The following is a 15,355-nucleotide window of genomic DNA, read 5'->3' on the forward strand; positions in this document are numbered from 1 at the left end:
CGCCTTCGCGATCACCTTCGAAGGACGGCTCACACCGAGCACCACCAACTGAAACCGTCAGACCCGGTTACACCGGAAATCGGACAGTCTCGACGAGAGAACGACCTCGTCGTAGTAGAGGCTGGTGAGCGGCGACCCGGCGGAGGTCTGCGAGGTCGGAGCACTCGATGTTCCGTGGAGTCCTACAGTTTGTGGGTGATGTTCTGCCCTGACTGCGGTACCGGATTGGACGAGGTGCCGGTCGGCTCCAGTTGTCCCGGCTGCAGCGGCAGTCGCCGTTCGGCGAACGTGTACCCCTCGACCGCTGTGGCTCCCGGGGCGGTCGAGCCGCCTCGTGTCGTGGCGGCCTCAAACCTTGCGGACGGCTCGCAGCGGTTGGAGACAGGTTCGGTGGGTTGGCGTTCGACTGCGAACTCGGCTGAGAGCGGCGAACGCCAAACGTTCGCTGGTCGTCCGCCGCGTCACGAGGATGACGTACTCGAAGTCTGCGCGTTGCTGCGCGCCGCGCTCGTGGGACTGGGCCTCAGCCTGGGCCCGTTCGTCGTGGACGGCGGGCGGGTAGACGATGTCGATGCGACCGCCGACACTGCTGACGGCGACACCATTCAGTTGCAGGTCGTTCGGGCCGCGCAAGAGCAGGTGTGGCGACAGCTTGGCCGCGAGGGACAGGCCAGCAGCATGACGACGGATGCAGAGCTGGCCCTCGCCGTGGTCGATGCCGTGAAACACAAGCACGGCAAGTACCCCATGGAGCAACGTGCCCGACTGGTTCTTGCGGTGGATGCCATACGGGCGCCTGGGTTCGCCCTCGATGGGGTGGTCCAGCGCCTGCGCGCCGACTATCGCGTCGAACTGGCTGAGGCCGGCTTTCGGGCCGTCTGGCTGATCGGCCCCTCTCACCAGCAGGTCCACCTACTGGTGAGCGCAGACCACGACCGCCCACTGTGATCGCCGATAGGGCAATCGAACGGGGCTGCGACTGCGCGCCGAACTTGCCCGGTGCCCACCAGCTCGACGGCCAGAGTCGATCGTTAGGCAGCGGACGACGGCGGTCATCATCTGCTCGCAACTACGCGATTTCGCGCCGCTGGGGGATGAGCGGGACCTCCTCCGGACGGCCTTGATTCCGATCGCTCGGCGGGTTTCACCGACGTTCTAAGGGTCCAAGTGTCACGGGGGTACACAGCGGCTCTTGCGCCGCCGGCAGGTCCCTGGCAGAAGCCGTGGCTGCGGCGAACTTGCTGGTCAGCGCGGCGTGGAGTGACCAGCGGAGGTGCTTCTGCCTCGCGCAGGTCTTTCGTCCAGTCGCGGTTCGGTGTGTGGTGCGGCGTACCTGTCGAAGGGTTCCCAACCGCGGGCCAACGATCGCCTGCGTAGCCTCGGCTCATGGGCTTTGAGTCCGTCCCCGGATCGCCGGGAGACGTCGCGGTGCGCCTGGACGGGACCGGGTACCTCAGCGACGACGCTCTCGCCACGGTCACGTTCCTGGCCCTGCGCATGCACCGGCCGCTGCTGCTGGAGGGCGAGCCCGGCACCGGCAAGACCGCGCTCGCCGAAGCCCTGGCCGAGGCCCTGGCGCTGCCGCTGGTGCGGTTGCAGTGCTACGAGGGCATCGACGCGACGCAGGCCCTGTACGACTGGGACTTCCCGCGTCAGATCCTGCACCTGCGCACCCTCGAGGCGTCGGGTGGCACGAGCGCCGAGGCGGCGGAGAAGTCCCTCTACGACGAGCGTTTCCTGCTGGCCCGGCCGGTGCTGGCCGCGCTGCAGCAGGCGCCCGCCGTCCTGCTGGTCGACGAGGTCGACCGGGCGGACGACGAGTTCGAGGCGTTCCTGCTCGAGGTGCTCTCGACGTACCAGGTGAGCATCCCCGAGTTGGGCACCGTCACGGCCGCGCAGCCGCCGGTCGTGGTGCTCACATCGAACCGGACCCGCGAGCTGCACGACGCGCTGAAACGCCGCTGCTTGTACCACTGGATCGACCACCCGGGTCTGGAGCGGGAGGTGGCGATCGTCCGGTCGCGGGCCCCCGAGGTGTCGGAATCGCTCGCGCAGCAGGTGGTTCCGCTGGTCCAGCAGCTGCGCGAGGTCGACCTGCAGAAGCCGCCCGGTGTGGCCGAGACGCTCGACTGGGCGCGGGCCCTGCAGCTGCTCGGCGTCACCCGGCTCGACCTGGAGGCGGCGGCCCGCACGCTCGGGGCGCTGGTGAAGTACCGGGAGGACGCCGAGAAGGTGCGGCACGCGCTGGACCGGATGCTGACGTCGTGACCGCCGCCGTGACCGCCACCGTGACCGCCACCGTGCGCGGGCCGGACGAGATCCTGGTCGGGTTCACCGTGGCGTTGCGGGCCGCCGGGGTCCCGGTGACCCACGACCGGGCCCAGAGCTACCTCGCCGCCGCGGCGCTGGTGGACCTCGGTTCCGTGCGGGGCGTCTACCACGCGGGCCGCGCCACCCTCTGCGCCTCACCCGCGGACCTCCTTCGCTACGACCAGGTCTACGAGTCGTACTTCGACGGCCGCACCGGGTTGCCGCGCGACGTCGTCCCGGTGCCGCGGGCCACGCACGCCCCGGCGCTCGAGCTGGGCGGGGAGGGGGACGACGCCGCCGGGCCGGATGCGGACGCCGAGGCCCGGCGGGTGGCCGCCAGCCGTACCGAACTGCTCCGGCACCGGGACGTCGCGACCCTCACCGCGAACGAGAAGGCCCGGCTGGCGGCCCTGTTCGCGACGCTCGACGTGCGGCTGCCGAGGCGCCGGGCGGTACGCCGCCGCCCGTGGCACCGCGGGGCGGTCGACCCGTCGCGCACGTTACGGGCCAGCCTGCGTCGCATGGGCGAGCCGGCCACCATCGCCTGGCGACGGCGGGCCCACCGGCCGCGTCCCGTCGTCCTGCTGGTCGACGTCTCCGGCTCGATGAGCTCGTACGCCGACGCCCTGCTGCGGCTGGCCCACCGGTTCGCCCAGGCCGGGCCGGCCGTCGAGACGTTCACCCTCGGGACGCGGGTGACCCGGTTGACCCGGGCCCTGGCCGTGCGCGACCCGGACCGGGCGCTGGTCGCGGCGGGAGCCGCCGTCCCGGACTGGTCGGGTGGGACGCGGCTCGGCGAGACCCTGAAGGCCTTCCTGGACCGGTGGGGCCGGCGGGGACTCGCCCGCGGGGCCGTGGTCGTGGTGTTCTCGGACGGCTGGGAACGCGGCGACGCGCGCCTGCTGGGGGAGCAGGTGGCGCGGCTGCGGTTGGTCGCGCACCGGGTCGTGTGGGTCAACCCGCACCGGGGCAAGGCCGGCTACGAGGCGGTGCAGGTCGGGGTCCGGGCCGTGCTGCCGCACGTCGACGACTTCGTGGCCGGGCATTCCCTGGCCGCCTTCGCGGAGCTGACCGAGCTGGTCGCGCGCGCCTGAACGGCCGCACTGTGGCCTGCGTCACCCGGTGTTACCGTGAACGGGTCGGCGACGAGGCCGCACACCAGGGGGTCGCGGATGAGCGACGGTGACCTGCAGGACCGCCGGGTCGAGGCGGTGCGCGACTGGACCTTGTTCATCGAACAGGGCGATGCGGCCGCGCGCGTGCGGCCCGAGATCCTCAGCAGCTGGGGCCGGGCCCGGGAGGCCGACGTCTCGGCCGACGTGAGCGCGGCACCCATGGCCGACGAGTCCGAGACGGCCGCGGTGTGGTGCGACTCGCCCCTCCAGCAGGCGGTCGAGTCGGTCGAGGACGACCTGCGGCGGACCGCGGAGGACGGCGACCTCGTGATCGCCGTGACCGACGCGCGGACCCGGATCCTGTGGACCTACGGCGGCCGGGTGATGCGCCGCAAGGCCGAGAGCGTGCACTTCGTCGCGGGCGGGCGCTGGGACGACGAGTCGGTGGGCACCAACGCCCTCGACCTCGCCAACCGCCTCGATGTCGCGTCGATGGTGTTCAGCGCCGAGCACTACGCCCGCATCGTGCAGAACTGGGTGTGCTGGGCCGCCCCGCTGCACGACCCCGTCTCCGGCAAGCAGCTCGGGGTCGTCGACCTGTCGACGACGTGGGACCGCACCCACCCCATCGGACTGGCCACCGCGCGGGTGATGGCCAAGCTGATCGAGGCGGCCATCCCGGACTCGGCCCACCACCCGTCGGCGCTCGAGGAGACCGACGACCCCGGCCTCGTCATGACCCTGCTCGGCACGGTCGAGACGCGCCTCGACGGGCAGCGACTGTTGTTGAGCCGCAGGCAGTCCGAGGTGCTCGCGCTGCTCGCGTTGCATCCCGAGGGGCTGTCGCTGGAACAGCTGCACGCCATGGTCTACGGCGACGCGGCCATCACCTTCTCGACGCTCAAGGCCGAGGTCAGCCACCTCCGCCAGGCCCTCGGTGGGCAGCTGTCGTCGCGGCCGTACCGGCTGCTGATGCCGGCCGCGACCGACGTCCAGCACGTCCTGACCCTCATCCGCGGCGGCCACGTCCGCGCCGCCGTCGACGCCTACGGCGGCGACCTGTTCCCCGGCTCGGACTCGCCCGCCCTGAACGAACTGGCGGACTACGTGGCGGTCGCCCTGCGCGAGGCGCTGCTGGCCGACCCCGACCCCGACGCCGTCCTGCGCTACAGCGAGGAACTCGCGCCCTACGACCGTGAGGTGGTGGAGGTGTGCCTGCGCCGACTGGCCGCGCACCCGGCGCATCCCGCCGTTCCGTTGCTGAAGGCGCGCCTGGTCGTGGCCGGGCACTGAGCCCAACCTTCCGCCAACCGCTCCGCGCCTAGCGTGAGCCGTCTGACACGGCTCTTGTGAACGAGGGAGTTCCATGACGCGGATCAGTCTCACGGTCGACGGGATGTCGGTGACCGACGACGTCGAGCCTCGGACGTTGCTCGTCCACTACCTGCGCGAGGTGCTCGGCAAGACCGGGACGGTCGTCGGGTGCGACACCAGCAACTGCGGTGCCTGCACCGTGCACCTCAACGGGACGAGCGTGAAGTCGTGCAACGTGCTCGCCGTCCAGGCCGACGGGGGTGAGGTGACCACGATCGAAGGGCTGTCGCGCAACGGCGAACTGCACCCCGTGCAGGAGGCGTTCCGCGAGTGCCACGGCCTGCAGTGCGGCTTCTGCACCCCCGGGATGATCATGCAGGCCACCGACCTGCTGCGGGAGAACCCGCACCCGTCCGAGCAGGAGATCCGGCTCGGGCTGGAGGGAAACCTGTGCCGCTGCACGGGGTATCACAACATCGTGCGGGCGGTGCAGTACGCCGCCGAGCACGCCGACGCCCCGGCCGAGGCGACCGCCGGAGGTGCGCAGTGACCGCCGTCGACGAACGGGCCGCCGCACCGGCCGCCGAGATCGGCCGCGACCGCCGGCGCAAGGAGGACCAGCGCCTGATCACCGGGCGGACCCGCTGGACGGACAACATCACCCTGCCCGGCATGCTGCACCTGGCCATGGTGCGCAGCCCGTTCGCCCATGCGCGGATCAACGGCATCGAGACCTCCGAGGCGGCGGCCGCGCCCCACGTGGTGGCCGTGTGGACCGGCGCCGACTTCGGCGACGAACTCGGCGTGTGCATCAACGCCTGGCCGATCACGCCCGACCAGGTCACGCCCACGCATTCGCCGATGCCCGCCGACCGGGTCGCGTTCGCCGGCGAGATCGTCGCCGTCGTGGTGGCCCGCACCGCGGCCGCCGCGCGCGACGCCGCCGAGCTGGTCGACGTCGACTACGAGGAACTGCCCGCGGCCCTGGACCTGAAGGACGCGGCCGCGGCCACGCCCGAGAACGGCAAGGCCCTGGCCCATCCCGACCTGGGCACCAACAGGTCGGCGCTGTGGGTGTTCGACTCGGCGAACGCCGGCACGGGTGGGAACGTCGAGGACGCGATCGCGGCGGCCCGCGCCGACGGGATCGTGATCGAGCGCGAGTACCGCCAGCAGCGGCTCATCCCGGCCTTCATGGAACCGCGTTCGGTCGTGGTCGACCCGACGGGGGAGCAGAACGTCATGTACTCGGCCACGCAGATCCCGCACATCGTGCGGTTCGCGCTGGCCGCCACGACGGGCGTGCCCGAGTCGAAGATCCGGGTCGTCGCACCGGACGTCGGCGGCGGGTTCGGCGGCAAGCTGCAGGTGACCCCGGAGGAGTGGATCGCCTGGGCGGTCGGGCGCCGGATCGGCAAGCCCGTGAAGTACACCGAAACCCGCTCGGAGAGCCTGCTGGCGGCCCACCACGGGCGCGACCAGTGGCAGAAGCTCACGTTGGCGGCCACCCCCGACGGTTCGGTGACCGGGCTGAAGGTCGAACTGCTCGCCGACCTCGGCGCGTACGTGGCCATCGTCGGCGGGGGCGTGCCGGTGCTCGGGGCGTTCATGTTCAACGCCATCTACAAGTTCCCGGCCTACCACTTCGCCTGTCAGACGGTGCTGACCAACAAGACCTGGACCGACGCCTACCGCGGCGCCGGCCGGCCCGAGGCGACGTACGCGATCGAACGGATCATGGACGAGCTGGCGGTGGAGGTCGGCGTCGACCCGCTGGCGATCCGGGAGAAGAACTGGATCCGGCACGAGGAGTTCCCGTTCACCACCGTGGCCGGGTTGGAGTACGACTCGGGCAACTACGAGGCGGCGACGGCGAAGGCCAAGGAGCTGTTCGGCTACGACGAGCTGCGCGCCGAGCAGCGGGCCCGGCGCGAGTCCGGCGACCCGGTGCAGCTCGGCATCGGCATCTCGACCTTCACCGAGATGTGCGGGCTGGCCCCCTCGCGCGTGCTCGGCTCGCTCGACTACGGCGCGGGCGGCTGGGAGTCGGCCAGCGTGCGGATGCTGGCGACGGGGACCGTCGAGGTGATCACCGGCGCGTCGGCGCACGGGCAGGGCCACGAGACGGCGTTCAGCCAGATCGTCGCCGACCGGCTCGGGGTGCCGTTCGAGGACGTCGAGGTCCTGCACGGCGACACCCAGACGGCCCCGAAAGGCCTGGACACGTACGGTTCCCGGTCGCTCGTCGTCGGTGGCGAGGCCATCGTGCGGGCGGCCGACAAGGTGATCGAGAAGGCCAAGGTGATCGCGGCACACATGCTGGAGGCGTCGGTCGACGACATCGAGTTCGCCGCCGGCCGGTTCACGGTGCGCGGCACCGATCAGGGCACCGGCATCGCCGACGTCGCCCTGGCCACCTTCGCCGCCCACGACCTGCCGGACGGCGTCGAGCCGTCGCTGGACTCGGACGCCACCTTCGACCCGGTGAGCTTCTCGTTCCCGCACGGCACGCACCTGTGCGCGATGGAGGTCGACACGGAGACCGGGGCGCTGCGGATGCGGAAGTACGTGGCCTGCGACGACATCGGCAACATCATCAACCCGCTGATCGTCTCCGGGCAGGTGCACGGCGGGCTGGTGCAGGGCATCGCGCAGGCCCTGTGGGAGGAGGCCGTCTACGACGACTCGGGCACGCTGGTCAGCGGGTCGTTCGTCGACTACCTGCTGCCGACCGCGGCCGACACGATCAGCTTCGACATCGACCACACGACGTCCCCGTCGACCACCAACAGTCTCGGCACCAAGGGCGTCGGCGAGGCCGGGACCATCGCCTCGACCCCGGCCGTGGTCAACGCCGTCGTGGACGCCGTGCGGCACCTCGGGGTGCACGACATCCAGATGCCGTGCACGCCCGAGCGGGTCTGGAAGGCGATCCAGGGCAACGGTTCCGCGGAGTCGATGTCGACGGAGGGCGCGGCCATGCCGCACTTCGACGAGGCCGAACCCGGAGCCGACTCGACGGAAGGAGCGGACCGGTGATCCCGGCGAAGTTCGACTACGTAGCGCCGACCACCGTGGAGGAGGCGCTGACGGCCCTCACCACCAACGGCGAGGACGTGAAGGTGCTGGCCGGCGGGCAGAGCCTGCTGCCGGTGCTGCGCATGCGGCTGAACGCGCCGGATGTCGTCGTCGACCTCGGGCGCATCGACGCCCTGCGCGGGATCCGGGAGGACGGCGACGCGCTCGTGATCGGGGCCATGACCCCGCACGCCGTGGTCGGGTCCGACCCGCTGGTCGCCGCCCATGCGTCGCTCATCACCCAGGCCGTCGAGCACCTGGCCGACGCGCAGGTCCGGCATCGGGGCACGTTCGGGGGTGCCCTCGCGCACGCCGACCCGGCCGGTGACCTCGGGGCGCCGGCCCTGGCCCTCGGGGCGTCGTTCGTCATCGCCGGACCCGGTGGCCCGCGCACCGTGCCGGCCGACGAGTTCTTCGTCGGGCTCTTCGAGACGGTGCTCGGCGAGGACGAGATCCTCACGGAGGTGCGCATTCCCAAGCGGACCGGCTGGGGTGCGCACTACGAGAAGTTCGTGCGCGTCGCCCACCAGTGGCCCATCGTCGCGGTCGCCGCGACCGTGCGGATGGAGGGCGGCACGATCGCCGAGGCCCGGATCGGGTTGACCAACATGGGGTCGACGCCGCTGCGGGCCGCGGCCGTGGAGTCGGCGCTCGTGGGGGCGGCTGCCACGCCCGAGGCGGTGGGAGCGGCCGCCGCGCAGGCCGCCGAGGGCACCAGCCCGCCGTCCGACCTGAACGGCGACGCCGACTACCGCCGGCACCTCGCGACGGTGCTCACCCGCCGGGCCGTGCTCGCCGCCGCCGGGGCCTGACCGTGCAGCTGACCCACCGGTTCCACGTCCCCAGCGACCTCGACGAGACCTGGGCCCACTTCCAGGACGTCGCGGGCCTCGCCGGCTGCTTCCCCGGGGCCCAGGTCCTGTCCGTCGACGGCGACGACTTCACCGGGTCCTGCAAGGTGAAGCTGGGCCCGATCGCCCTGGTCTACACCGGTACGGGGCGGTTCACCGAACGCGACCCGGGCGCCCGGAGACTGGTCGTCGAGGCCAAGGGCAAGGACAAGCGCGGCAACGGAACCGCCGCTGCCACAGCCACTCTGACCATGGGCCCGGCCGGGGGAGGCGGCACCGACGTCGAGGTGCTCACCGACCTGGCCATCACCGGCAAGCCCGCCCAGTTCGGTCGCGGCCTGATCCAGGACGTGTCCGACAAGCTGCTCGGCCAGTTCGTGGACTGCCTCGAACAGCAGCTGGCTCCCGCGCCACCCGAACCGGCGCCCGCGGAGCCGACCGGCCCGGCGCCGTCCGGCGAGCTCCCCGCCCCGGCGTCCTCCAGCGAGCCCTCCGGCCCGGCCGACGCCCCGCCCTTGCGCCCGTCCCGCCCGGCCCCTCAGCAGGCGGAGGCGCTCGACCTGGGCGCCGCCGTCCTGCCCGCCCTGGCCCGGGCCTACTGGAAGCCCGCCGCGATCGGCACCGTGGCCCTGGCCCTCATCATCTGGGTCTGGCGCCGCTGACCCGGACATGCGCATGCGGAGATACCGGACAGACTGAGCCACCCGAGCCCGACAGCGGCCGGACGCAGTACTTCCTCGGAGGATCCAGGAATGGCACGACCCGCCCCGCTCGCCGTCGGTCTGGTGCGAGCGGCTCCCCGCAAGACGATGCAGGAACGGTTCCGGGGGAAGGTCCGGTTCGGCGCCTGGGCCCTCAAAGAGGGCTACGCGCTGGTCGAGACGTTCGAGGTCAGCTCGGCCCCCGCGCAGGACGCGAAGACCATCGGGGCGGTGCGGGACCTGGTCGACCGGTGCTCGATCCCGACGCTCATCGTGATGGACGACGTGCCCGAGCAGGCCGTGGACCGGGTCCGGGTGGGCCACGAGCTGCGGGTGTTGACGGTCGCACCCGAACTCGTCGAAACGCAGCGGTGACGGCGCCCCTGCCGCGGCACGGCTAGTCAGGTTTTCGGCAGGTCGGAGGCTCCATTCTTCGGTGCACCGAGCCGAAGGGAACCTCATGTTCGACCTGATCAACGGACTGCCCGTCCACCCCCTCGTGGTGCACGCCGTGGTGGTGCTCCTGCCGCTGGCCGTGGTGGGCACCGTGGCCCTCGCCGTCCGCCCCGCGTGGCGGGTGGTCTACGGCCCGCTGCTGGTCCTGGTCACGGCGGCGGCCAACCTCATGATCCCCGTGGCGACCTCCAGCGGTGAGGCCCTCGAACGGCACGTCGGCGACCCCGGTCGGCACGCAGAGCTCGGCGACCAGCTGATCTGGTTCGCCCTACCCCTGCTCGTGCTCGACGTGGCCATGGTGTGGCTGGCCCGGGGCCGGCCCACGACCGTGCGGGCCGCCCTGCACTTCTCGCCGCAGGACGTCGCGGCGGACCGGACGGCCGCCACGACGGGGCGGTTGACGAGCGTCGTCGCGGTGCTGGCCGTGGTCGCGGCCCTGGCCGCCGGCGTGCAGGTCTACCGCGTCGGGGACTCCGGCGCCCGGGCGGCCTGGGCCGACCAGGTCGCCCCCAAGTGACCCGCCACGTGATGGAGCGGCCGGGAGCCGCGAGCGTGCCGTGAGCGCGAACGCGCCCAAGATCGGGCACGATCGGACGATGGCCCGCGTCGGCATCTGCGAGGACGATCCCGACGTGCGGCGCGTGCTCGTCGAGGCGCTGCGCTACGCCGGCCACGACGTGGTCACCACCCGCACGGGCCGCGAGGCGATGGCCGCCTTCCGGGAGTCCGCCGCCGTCGACGCCCTGGTGGTCGACATCGGCCTGCCGGACGCCGACGGCCGCGACGTGTGCCAGGCCCTGCGCGCGGCCGGGCAGCAGGCGCCGGTCCTCTTCCTCACGGCCCTGGACGGCGTCCACGACCGGATCTCCGGCTTCCACGCCGGCGGTGACGACTACGTCGGCAAGCCGTTCGCGGTCGGCGAGGTGCTCGTGCGCATCGAGGCCCTGCTGAAACGCACCCGCCCCGCGCCCGCCGCCGCGACCGGTTTGGTCCTCGACCCCGAACGGTTCTCGGTGCGCACCGAGGCGGGGGAGGCGCGGTTGACGCCGACCGAGTTCCGCATCCTGGCCGCCATCGCCGCGGAGCCCGGCACGGTCGTCCGCCGCCGGGCGGTCGTCGCGGCCGGCTGGCCCGACGGGGCGATGGTCTCGGAGAACACCCTCGACTCCTACATCCGCCGGGTGCGGGTGAAGCTGAGTGCCGCCTCCTCGCCGGTGGAGCTCGAGACCGTCCGCGGCGTCGGCTTCGTCCTGCGATGAGGCGCCTTCGGGGGCTCACCCTGCGGCGGGGCGGGGTCCGGGCGCGGGTGGTGCGCAGCACGGTGGCCGTGACGACCGCCGCGATGCTGGCCACCGTCGTGCTGGTCGCGCTCGCGGTGGCCCGGCTGACGGTGGCCCGGGTGGACGCCGACCTGCGCGCCGAGATCGACGCGGCCGCAGCCAATCTGGAGGTCGCCGCCGACGGCACTCCCCACGTCGACGCCGACCAGGAGGAGGACGCCGACGACGCCGTCTGGGTGTTCAACGCGGCCGGGGCGCTGGTCAGCAGCCCGCGGGGTGCCGTCGGGCCCCTGAGCTCGTCGCTGGCCCACGTCCGCCGGGAGACCGCACTCGAGGACGACCGGCGCCGCTACCTGGCCAGCCCCGTGCGCGCCCGGCCCGGTGGACCGGTCGTCGCCGTGCTGGTCGCCTCGCAGAGCACCACCGTCTACCGGGACACCCGGGACGTGGCGATCGGCGGCGTCGTCGCGCTCGGCGTGTTCGTCGTGGTCGGGACGGCGCTGCTGACGGCCTGGACGGTGGGCCGGACGCTGCGGCCGGTGCACCGGATGACGTCGCTCGCCGCGCAGTGGTCGGACCAGGACCTGGACACCCGGTTCGCCCTCGGCGAAGGGGGCGACGAGTTCACCGAACTCGGCCGGACCCTCGACGCCCTGCTGGACCGGGTGGCCACGGCGTTGCGGGACGAGCAGCGGCTCACCGCCGAACTCGCGCACGAGCTGCGCACCCCGCTCACCGCCATTCGGGGCGAGGCGGAACTCGGCCAGCTGGCCGGGCCGCCGGACAGCCGCTACGCCCGGATCGTGGCGCTGGCCGACCGGATGTCCGCGACCATCACCACGCTGCTGGCGGTGGCGCGCCAGCAGGGGGGCGGTCACCGGCGGTGCGACGTGCACGACGTCGTCACCGACCTGGTGTCGTCGTTGCCCGCCGCCGGTGTGGAGGTCGTCGTGGACCTACCCCCCGGGGCCTTCCTGGCGGCCGCGGCCCCCGAACTGGTGGAGCGTGCGGTGGCGCCCGTGCTGGACAACGCCGTGCGCTTCGCCCACCGGCGGGTGTCCGTGGACGCCGCTCTGAGTCCCACGCAGGTCCGGATCATCGTCTCGGACGACGGGCCCGGCGTGGCGGGGGTCGACCCGGAGACGGTCTTCGACGCCGGGGTGCGGGCGGACGACGGGGACGGCGCGGGCCTGGGCCTCACCCTCGCGCGGCGGGTGGCCGCGGCGGCCGGCGGGGACGTCCTCCTCACGTCGGCGGCGCACCCGACGACGTTCGAGGTGCGTCTCCCGCGACGCTGAAAACCGTCATTCCTCAGGCGGTCTCGTTGATCCGCAGGGCCATCAGCGGGCAGGCGGCCACGGCCCGGCGGGCGTGCGGCAGGTCCTCCGGCGGCAGCACCGCGTCCCCGCGGACCCGCTCGCCGGTCGGCAACGGGTAGCCCCACTCGTCGGCGACCAGGAGTCCGGGCAGGAGCTCACTGCACGACCCGTGCCCGTCGCAGCGGGTCCAGTCCACGTGCAGGACGGTCCGAGGGGCTCGGCGGGATGCGGCGGTGGGTCGTTCGCGGGTCGTCTTCACAGTGGACAGCTCCCGTCGAGGTGGGCCCGCACGTGCGGGGCGAAGGTCCGCATCAGGCTGCGGACCAGCCGCACCGTGCCGTCGGGGTGGGCGCACGCGCCGCGACCCTCGACGAGCGCGGCCAGGTGCTCGACCCGGGCGGGCAGGTGCGGGTCGAGCGCGGCGCGCGGTGCATCGTTCGGTGCTGTGTTCGGTGCGGCGGCCAGGTCGCCGAGCGTGGTCGCGAGGCGGGGCAGGCCGTTCACGCAGGGTCCGCACTGCCGGGCGCTCTGCCCGGCCAGGTACGCGACGATCCGGGCGGTCGCCTCGACGGGACAGTGCCGCCGGTCGAGCACGTGCAGGACGCCGGCGCCCGTCGACGCATGCCAGGGCGCCAGCGAGCTCCGGTCCAGGGGCGTGCCGAGCGCGGACGGGGGCAGCCAGGCGCCGTGGTAGCCGCCGACCAGCACGCCGCCCAGCAGGTCGGGCCGCAGGTGCAGGCGGGCGAGCACCTCGCCCACGGCCGTCCCGCGGTCGGCCTCGGTCACCCCGTCGGCGACGACCTCACGGCTGGACCCGGTCACGCTCAGCAGGAACGTGCCGGGGTCGTCGGGCCGGCCCGCCTGACGGAACCACGCCGCGCCGTGCTGGACCAGGAGCGCCAGCTGGGCGCTGGTCTCGGCGTTCACGACCAGGGTCGGGCGGCCGTCCAGGCCCCGCTGCCAGACGGGCACGGCCGGGTCGGTCGGCACCGCGGGGCGACCGTCCAGGGCCGCCACCAGGGCCGACTCCTGTCCCGAGACGAAACCGTCCGGCACGGAACGGAACTCGATGCGACGGCGGTGCCGGGCCAGTTCGTCCTCGAGGGCGGTCGTGGCGATCTGCTCGCCCACCCCCAGGACCACCCGGCGGGCGCCCAGGGCCGTGGCCAGGATGTCGGCGCCGGCCACGACCAGGTCGGGGGCGTGGTACAGCAGCGCCTCGTCCTTGCGGGCGAGGGGCTCGCCCTCCATCGCGTTGACCACCACGGCCGGACGACGACTCTGCGCCGCGACCCCGGCCAGCTTGCGGGCGGTCGGGAACCCGGCGCCGCCGCGGCCGGTCAGGCCCGCGGTCTGGAGGAGGTCGAGCAGCCGGGTCAGGTCCGGGCGGGCCGTCACCCGCCCGGGGCGGGCGGCGAGCAGGCGCGGGGCGGGGCCCGGCAGCAGGAGCCAGCCGGTGGCGTGGGTCGCGGCGGTGTCCACGGCGGTCGTCATGCCGGGACCCCCTGGCGACGGGGCAGCGTGCGCGGTGTGCGCTTCCGGCCGCGTTCGCGGTGGTGGCCGCTCAGGCGCCAACCCACGGACGCGACCACCGACACGGTGCACACCCCGACGAGGACGCGCAGCCAGGTCGCGCCCGCGTCGGTCCCGTTCCCGAGGGCGTGCAGCGCGGCCACGGGCCACAACCCGTACGTGGCCCAGTGCACCGCGCGGAACACGCGCGGACCGAGCCGGTGGCGCAGCAGGCTGACCACCGTGATCACCACGAGCAGGTCCACGGCCAGCGTGCCCAGGCCCTGCCAGAGCGGCTTGAACTGGCCCGCGAACGGGACGACGGCGTCGAACCAGCGCAGCTGGGCGTAGGGGTCGATCATCAGGGTGCCGACGTGGACGGCGACGAGCGTGGTCCCCGTGAGGGCCGCCGTCCGGTGCAGCTCGTTGACGCCGAACCGGCCCAGACCGGCCAGCGGACGGCCCGACCGGGCCACGACGCCGAGGACGAGGGCGAGCGTGAACACGCTCAGCGCCACGACGCCCGTGCCGCGGGCCAGCATCCAGGCCGCCTGGTCGGTGACGGTGTTCATCGGTTCGCCTCCTCGGGGAAGCCGTTCAGGGTCAGGATCCGGCCGTCGCGGGCGACGAGCCGCGCTGCGAGGCCGGTGTCCGCGATCCACTCGGGGGCGTCGTCCCCGAGCACGAGGGCGGCTGTGGACGCCGTGTTGGCCGCCACGCAGGTCGGCGCGGCGACCGTGACGGTGCGCCAGGGCCCGTCGCCGCTGCGCCCGGTCCGCGGGTCGACGACGTGGTGGCCGCCATCCGGGGAGCCGTCCCGGCGCCGGTGCACGGTGCTCGACGTCGCGACCGCCCCGCCCGCGGCGAGGGAGACGCCGGCCGCCGGGTCGTCCGGGTGGTCCTGGACGTCGATCTGCCAGCCGGACGACGGTCCGCCGCGGCTGGCCAGGTCGCCGCCCAGGCCGACGAGGACGCCGCAGCCGAACTCCCGCTGGACCCTGGCCGCCACCAGGTCGGCGGCGTGGGCCTTGCCGGTGGCGCCCAGATCGAGCCGGGCGCCCGCAGGCAGGGTGACCACGCCGTCCCGCACCGAGATGTCTCGCCAGGCCTCGGGGGCCGGACCGGTGGCGGTCGGGCTGACCAGGCCGTCGGTGTCCGCCGCCGCCCGCAGCGCCACCTCGAGGAACGAGGCGAGCAGCGGCGACACCGGGGTGGTGCCGGCGGCCAGCCGGTTGAGCTCGCTGTCGGCGGTGAACGTGTCGATCGCGGCGGTGATCTCGTCCATCAGGTCGTTCGCCGCCGCGTAGGCCGCCGACGTCGCCAGGACGTCGGTGACGACCAGCCGGCACGCACAGGTCCAGCGGGTCCAGGTGCGCGCCCCGACGACCGTGCGCGGGCGCTGGGCGGTGACGGTCACGG

At 73.5% G+C, this 15,355-nt stretch carries 16 protein-coding genes; 12 read left to right on the top strand and 4 right to left on the bottom strand.

What is annotated here, in order from left to right:
* Positions 1-390 precede the first annotated feature (390 nt).
* From ACIB24_RS17185 to ACIB24_RS17240, 12 genes are all read left to right on the top strand, one after another.
* Complete coding sequence (locus tag ACIB24_RS17185) at positions 391-948, top strand: hypothetical protein (RefSeq protein WP_398282895.1); 558 nt, start codon at positions 391-393, stop codon at positions 946-948.
* Positions 949-1,386: 438 nt separating this feature from the next.
* Positions 1,387-2,268 (top strand): AAA family ATPase, encoded by an 882-nt coding sequence (locus ACIB24_RS17190; protein ID WP_398282897.1) that lies wholly within the window; start codon positions 1,387-1,389, stop codon positions 2,266-2,268.
* Positions 2,265-3,404, top strand: coding sequence for a VWA domain-containing protein (locus ACIB24_RS17195; RefSeq protein WP_398282899.1), 1,140 nt, complete (start codon positions 2,265-2,267; stop codon positions 3,402-3,404). The genes ACIB24_RS17190 and ACIB24_RS17195 overlap by 4 nt, the downstream gene beginning before the upstream one ends.
* Positions 3,405-3,482: 78 nt before the next feature.
* Positions 3,483-4,718: a transcriptional regulator gene (locus ACIB24_RS17200; protein ID WP_398282901.1), complete on the top strand. Its 1,236-nt coding sequence runs from the start codon at positions 3,483-3,485 to the stop codon at positions 4,716-4,718.
* A gap of 73 nt (positions 4,719-4,791) precedes the next feature.
* On the top strand, positions 4,792-5,289 hold the full coding sequence (locus ACIB24_RS17205) for a (2Fe-2S)-binding protein (protein WP_398282903.1): 498 nt from the start codon (positions 4,792-4,794) through the stop codon (positions 5,287-5,289).
* Positions 5,286-7,778, top strand: a complete 2,493-nt coding sequence (locus tag ACIB24_RS17210; RefSeq protein WP_398282905.1) for a xanthine dehydrogenase family protein molybdopterin-binding subunit — start codon at positions 5,286-5,288, stop codon at positions 7,776-7,778. The genes ACIB24_RS17205 and ACIB24_RS17210 overlap by 4 nt, the downstream gene beginning before the upstream one ends.
* Positions 7,775-8,629, top strand: coding sequence for an FAD binding domain-containing protein (locus ACIB24_RS17215; protein WP_398282907.1), 855 nt, complete (start codon positions 7,775-7,777; stop codon positions 8,627-8,629). Before ACIB24_RS17210 ends, ACIB24_RS17215 begins: the two co-directional genes overlap by 4 nt.
* 2 nt (positions 8,630-8,631) lie before the next feature.
* Positions 8,632-9,330, top strand: a complete 699-nt coding sequence (locus ACIB24_RS17220) for an SRPBCC family protein (RefSeq protein ID WP_398282909.1) — start codon at positions 8,632-8,634, stop codon at positions 9,328-9,330.
* Between the two features lie 90 nt (positions 9,331-9,420).
* Positions 9,421-9,744 carry a hypothetical protein gene (locus ACIB24_RS17225; RefSeq protein ID WP_398282911.1) on the top strand — a complete coding sequence of 108 codons (324 nt, stop codon included), beginning with the start codon at positions 9,421-9,423 and terminating at the stop codon, positions 9,742-9,744.
* 85 nt (positions 9,745-9,829) lie between these two features.
* The gene (locus ACIB24_RS17230) at positions 9,830-10,342 is read left to right on the top strand and encodes a DUF2231 domain-containing protein (RefSeq protein WP_398282913.1); all 513 of its coding nucleotides are present in this window, start codon (positions 9,830-9,832) and stop codon (positions 10,340-10,342) included.
* A 40-nt stretch (positions 10,343-10,382) separates the two neighbouring features.
* Positions 10,383-11,084: a response regulator transcription factor gene (locus ACIB24_RS17235; protein WP_398282915.1), complete on the top strand. Its 702-nt coding sequence runs from the start codon at positions 10,383-10,385 to the stop codon at positions 11,082-11,084.
* Positions 11,081-12,403 carry a HAMP domain-containing sensor histidine kinase gene (locus tag ACIB24_RS17240; RefSeq protein WP_398282917.1) on the top strand — a complete coding sequence of 441 codons (1,323 nt, stop codon included), beginning with the start codon at positions 11,081-11,083 and terminating at the stop codon, positions 12,401-12,403. Before ACIB24_RS17235 ends, ACIB24_RS17240 begins: the two co-directional genes overlap by 4 nt.
* Positions 12,404-12,416: 13 nt before the next feature.
* Here ACIB24_RS17240 and ACIB24_RS17245 read toward each other — a convergent pair whose 3' ends face one another.
* Genes ACIB24_RS17245 through ACIB24_RS17260 form a run of 4 tightly spaced genes read right to left on the bottom strand, consistent with a single transcriptional unit; the run spans position 12,417 to position 15,353 of the window.
* A complete protein-coding gene (locus ACIB24_RS17245; protein WP_398282919.1) occupies positions 12,417-12,620 on the bottom strand; it encodes a ferredoxin in 204 nt (67 codons plus the stop codon).
* Between the two features lie 59 nt (positions 12,621-12,679).
* Positions 12,680-13,918, bottom strand: coding sequence for an NADH-ubiquinone oxidoreductase-F iron-sulfur binding region domain-containing protein (locus ACIB24_RS17250; protein ID WP_398282921.1), 1,239 nt, complete (start codon positions 13,916-13,918; stop codon positions 12,680-12,682).
* Positions 13,915-14,508 carry a ferric reductase-like transmembrane domain-containing protein gene (locus ACIB24_RS17255; RefSeq protein ID WP_398282923.1) on the bottom strand — a complete coding sequence of 198 codons (594 nt, stop codon included), beginning with the start codon at positions 14,506-14,508 and terminating at the stop codon, positions 13,915-13,917. Before ACIB24_RS17255 ends, ACIB24_RS17250 begins: the two co-directional genes overlap by 4 nt.
* Positions 14,505-15,353 carry an FAD:protein FMN transferase gene (locus ACIB24_RS17260; protein WP_398282925.1) on the bottom strand — a complete coding sequence of 283 codons (849 nt, stop codon included), beginning with the start codon at positions 15,351-15,353 and terminating at the stop codon, positions 14,505-14,507. Before ACIB24_RS17260 ends, ACIB24_RS17255 begins: the two co-directional genes overlap by 4 nt.
* Between the last annotated feature and the right edge of the window lie 2 nt (positions 15,354-15,355).

The organism is Spongisporangium articulatum, assembly GCF_044465595.1.
Classification (GTDB): Bacteria; Actinomycetota; Actinomycetes; order Actinomycetales; family Kineosporiaceae; genus Spongisporangium; species Spongisporangium articulatum.

Coding starts and splice junctions, on each gene's coding strand:
- ACIB24_RS17190 (WP_398282897.1), top strand. CDS start 1,387: ATGGGCTTTGAGTCCGTCCCCGGATCGCCGGGAGACGTCGCGGTGCGC.
- ACIB24_RS17200 (WP_398282901.1), top strand. CDS start 3,483: ATGAGCGACGGTGACCTGCAGGACCGCCGGGTCGAGGCGGTGCGCGAC.
- ACIB24_RS17205 (WP_398282903.1), top strand. CDS start 4,792: ATGACGCGGATCAGTCTCACGGTCGACGGGATGTCGGTGACCGACGAC.
- ACIB24_RS17225 (WP_398282911.1), top strand. CDS start 9,421: ATGGCACGACCCGCCCCGCTCGCCGTCGGTCTGGTGCGAGCGGCTCCC.
- ACIB24_RS17230 (WP_398282913.1), top strand. CDS start 9,830: ATGTTCGACCTGATCAACGGACTGCCCGTCCACCCCCTCGTGGTGCAC.
- ACIB24_RS17240 (WP_398282917.1), top strand. CDS start 11,081: ATGAGGCGCCTTCGGGGGCTCACCCTGCGGCGGGGCGGGGTCCGGGCG.
- ACIB24_RS17250 (WP_398282921.1), bottom strand. CDS start 13,918: ATGACGACCGCCGTGGACACCGCCGCGACCCACGCCACCGGCTGGCTC.
- ACIB24_RS17255 (WP_398282923.1), bottom strand. CDS start 14,508: ATGAACACCGTCACCGACCAGGCGGCCTGGATGCTGGCCCGCGGCACG.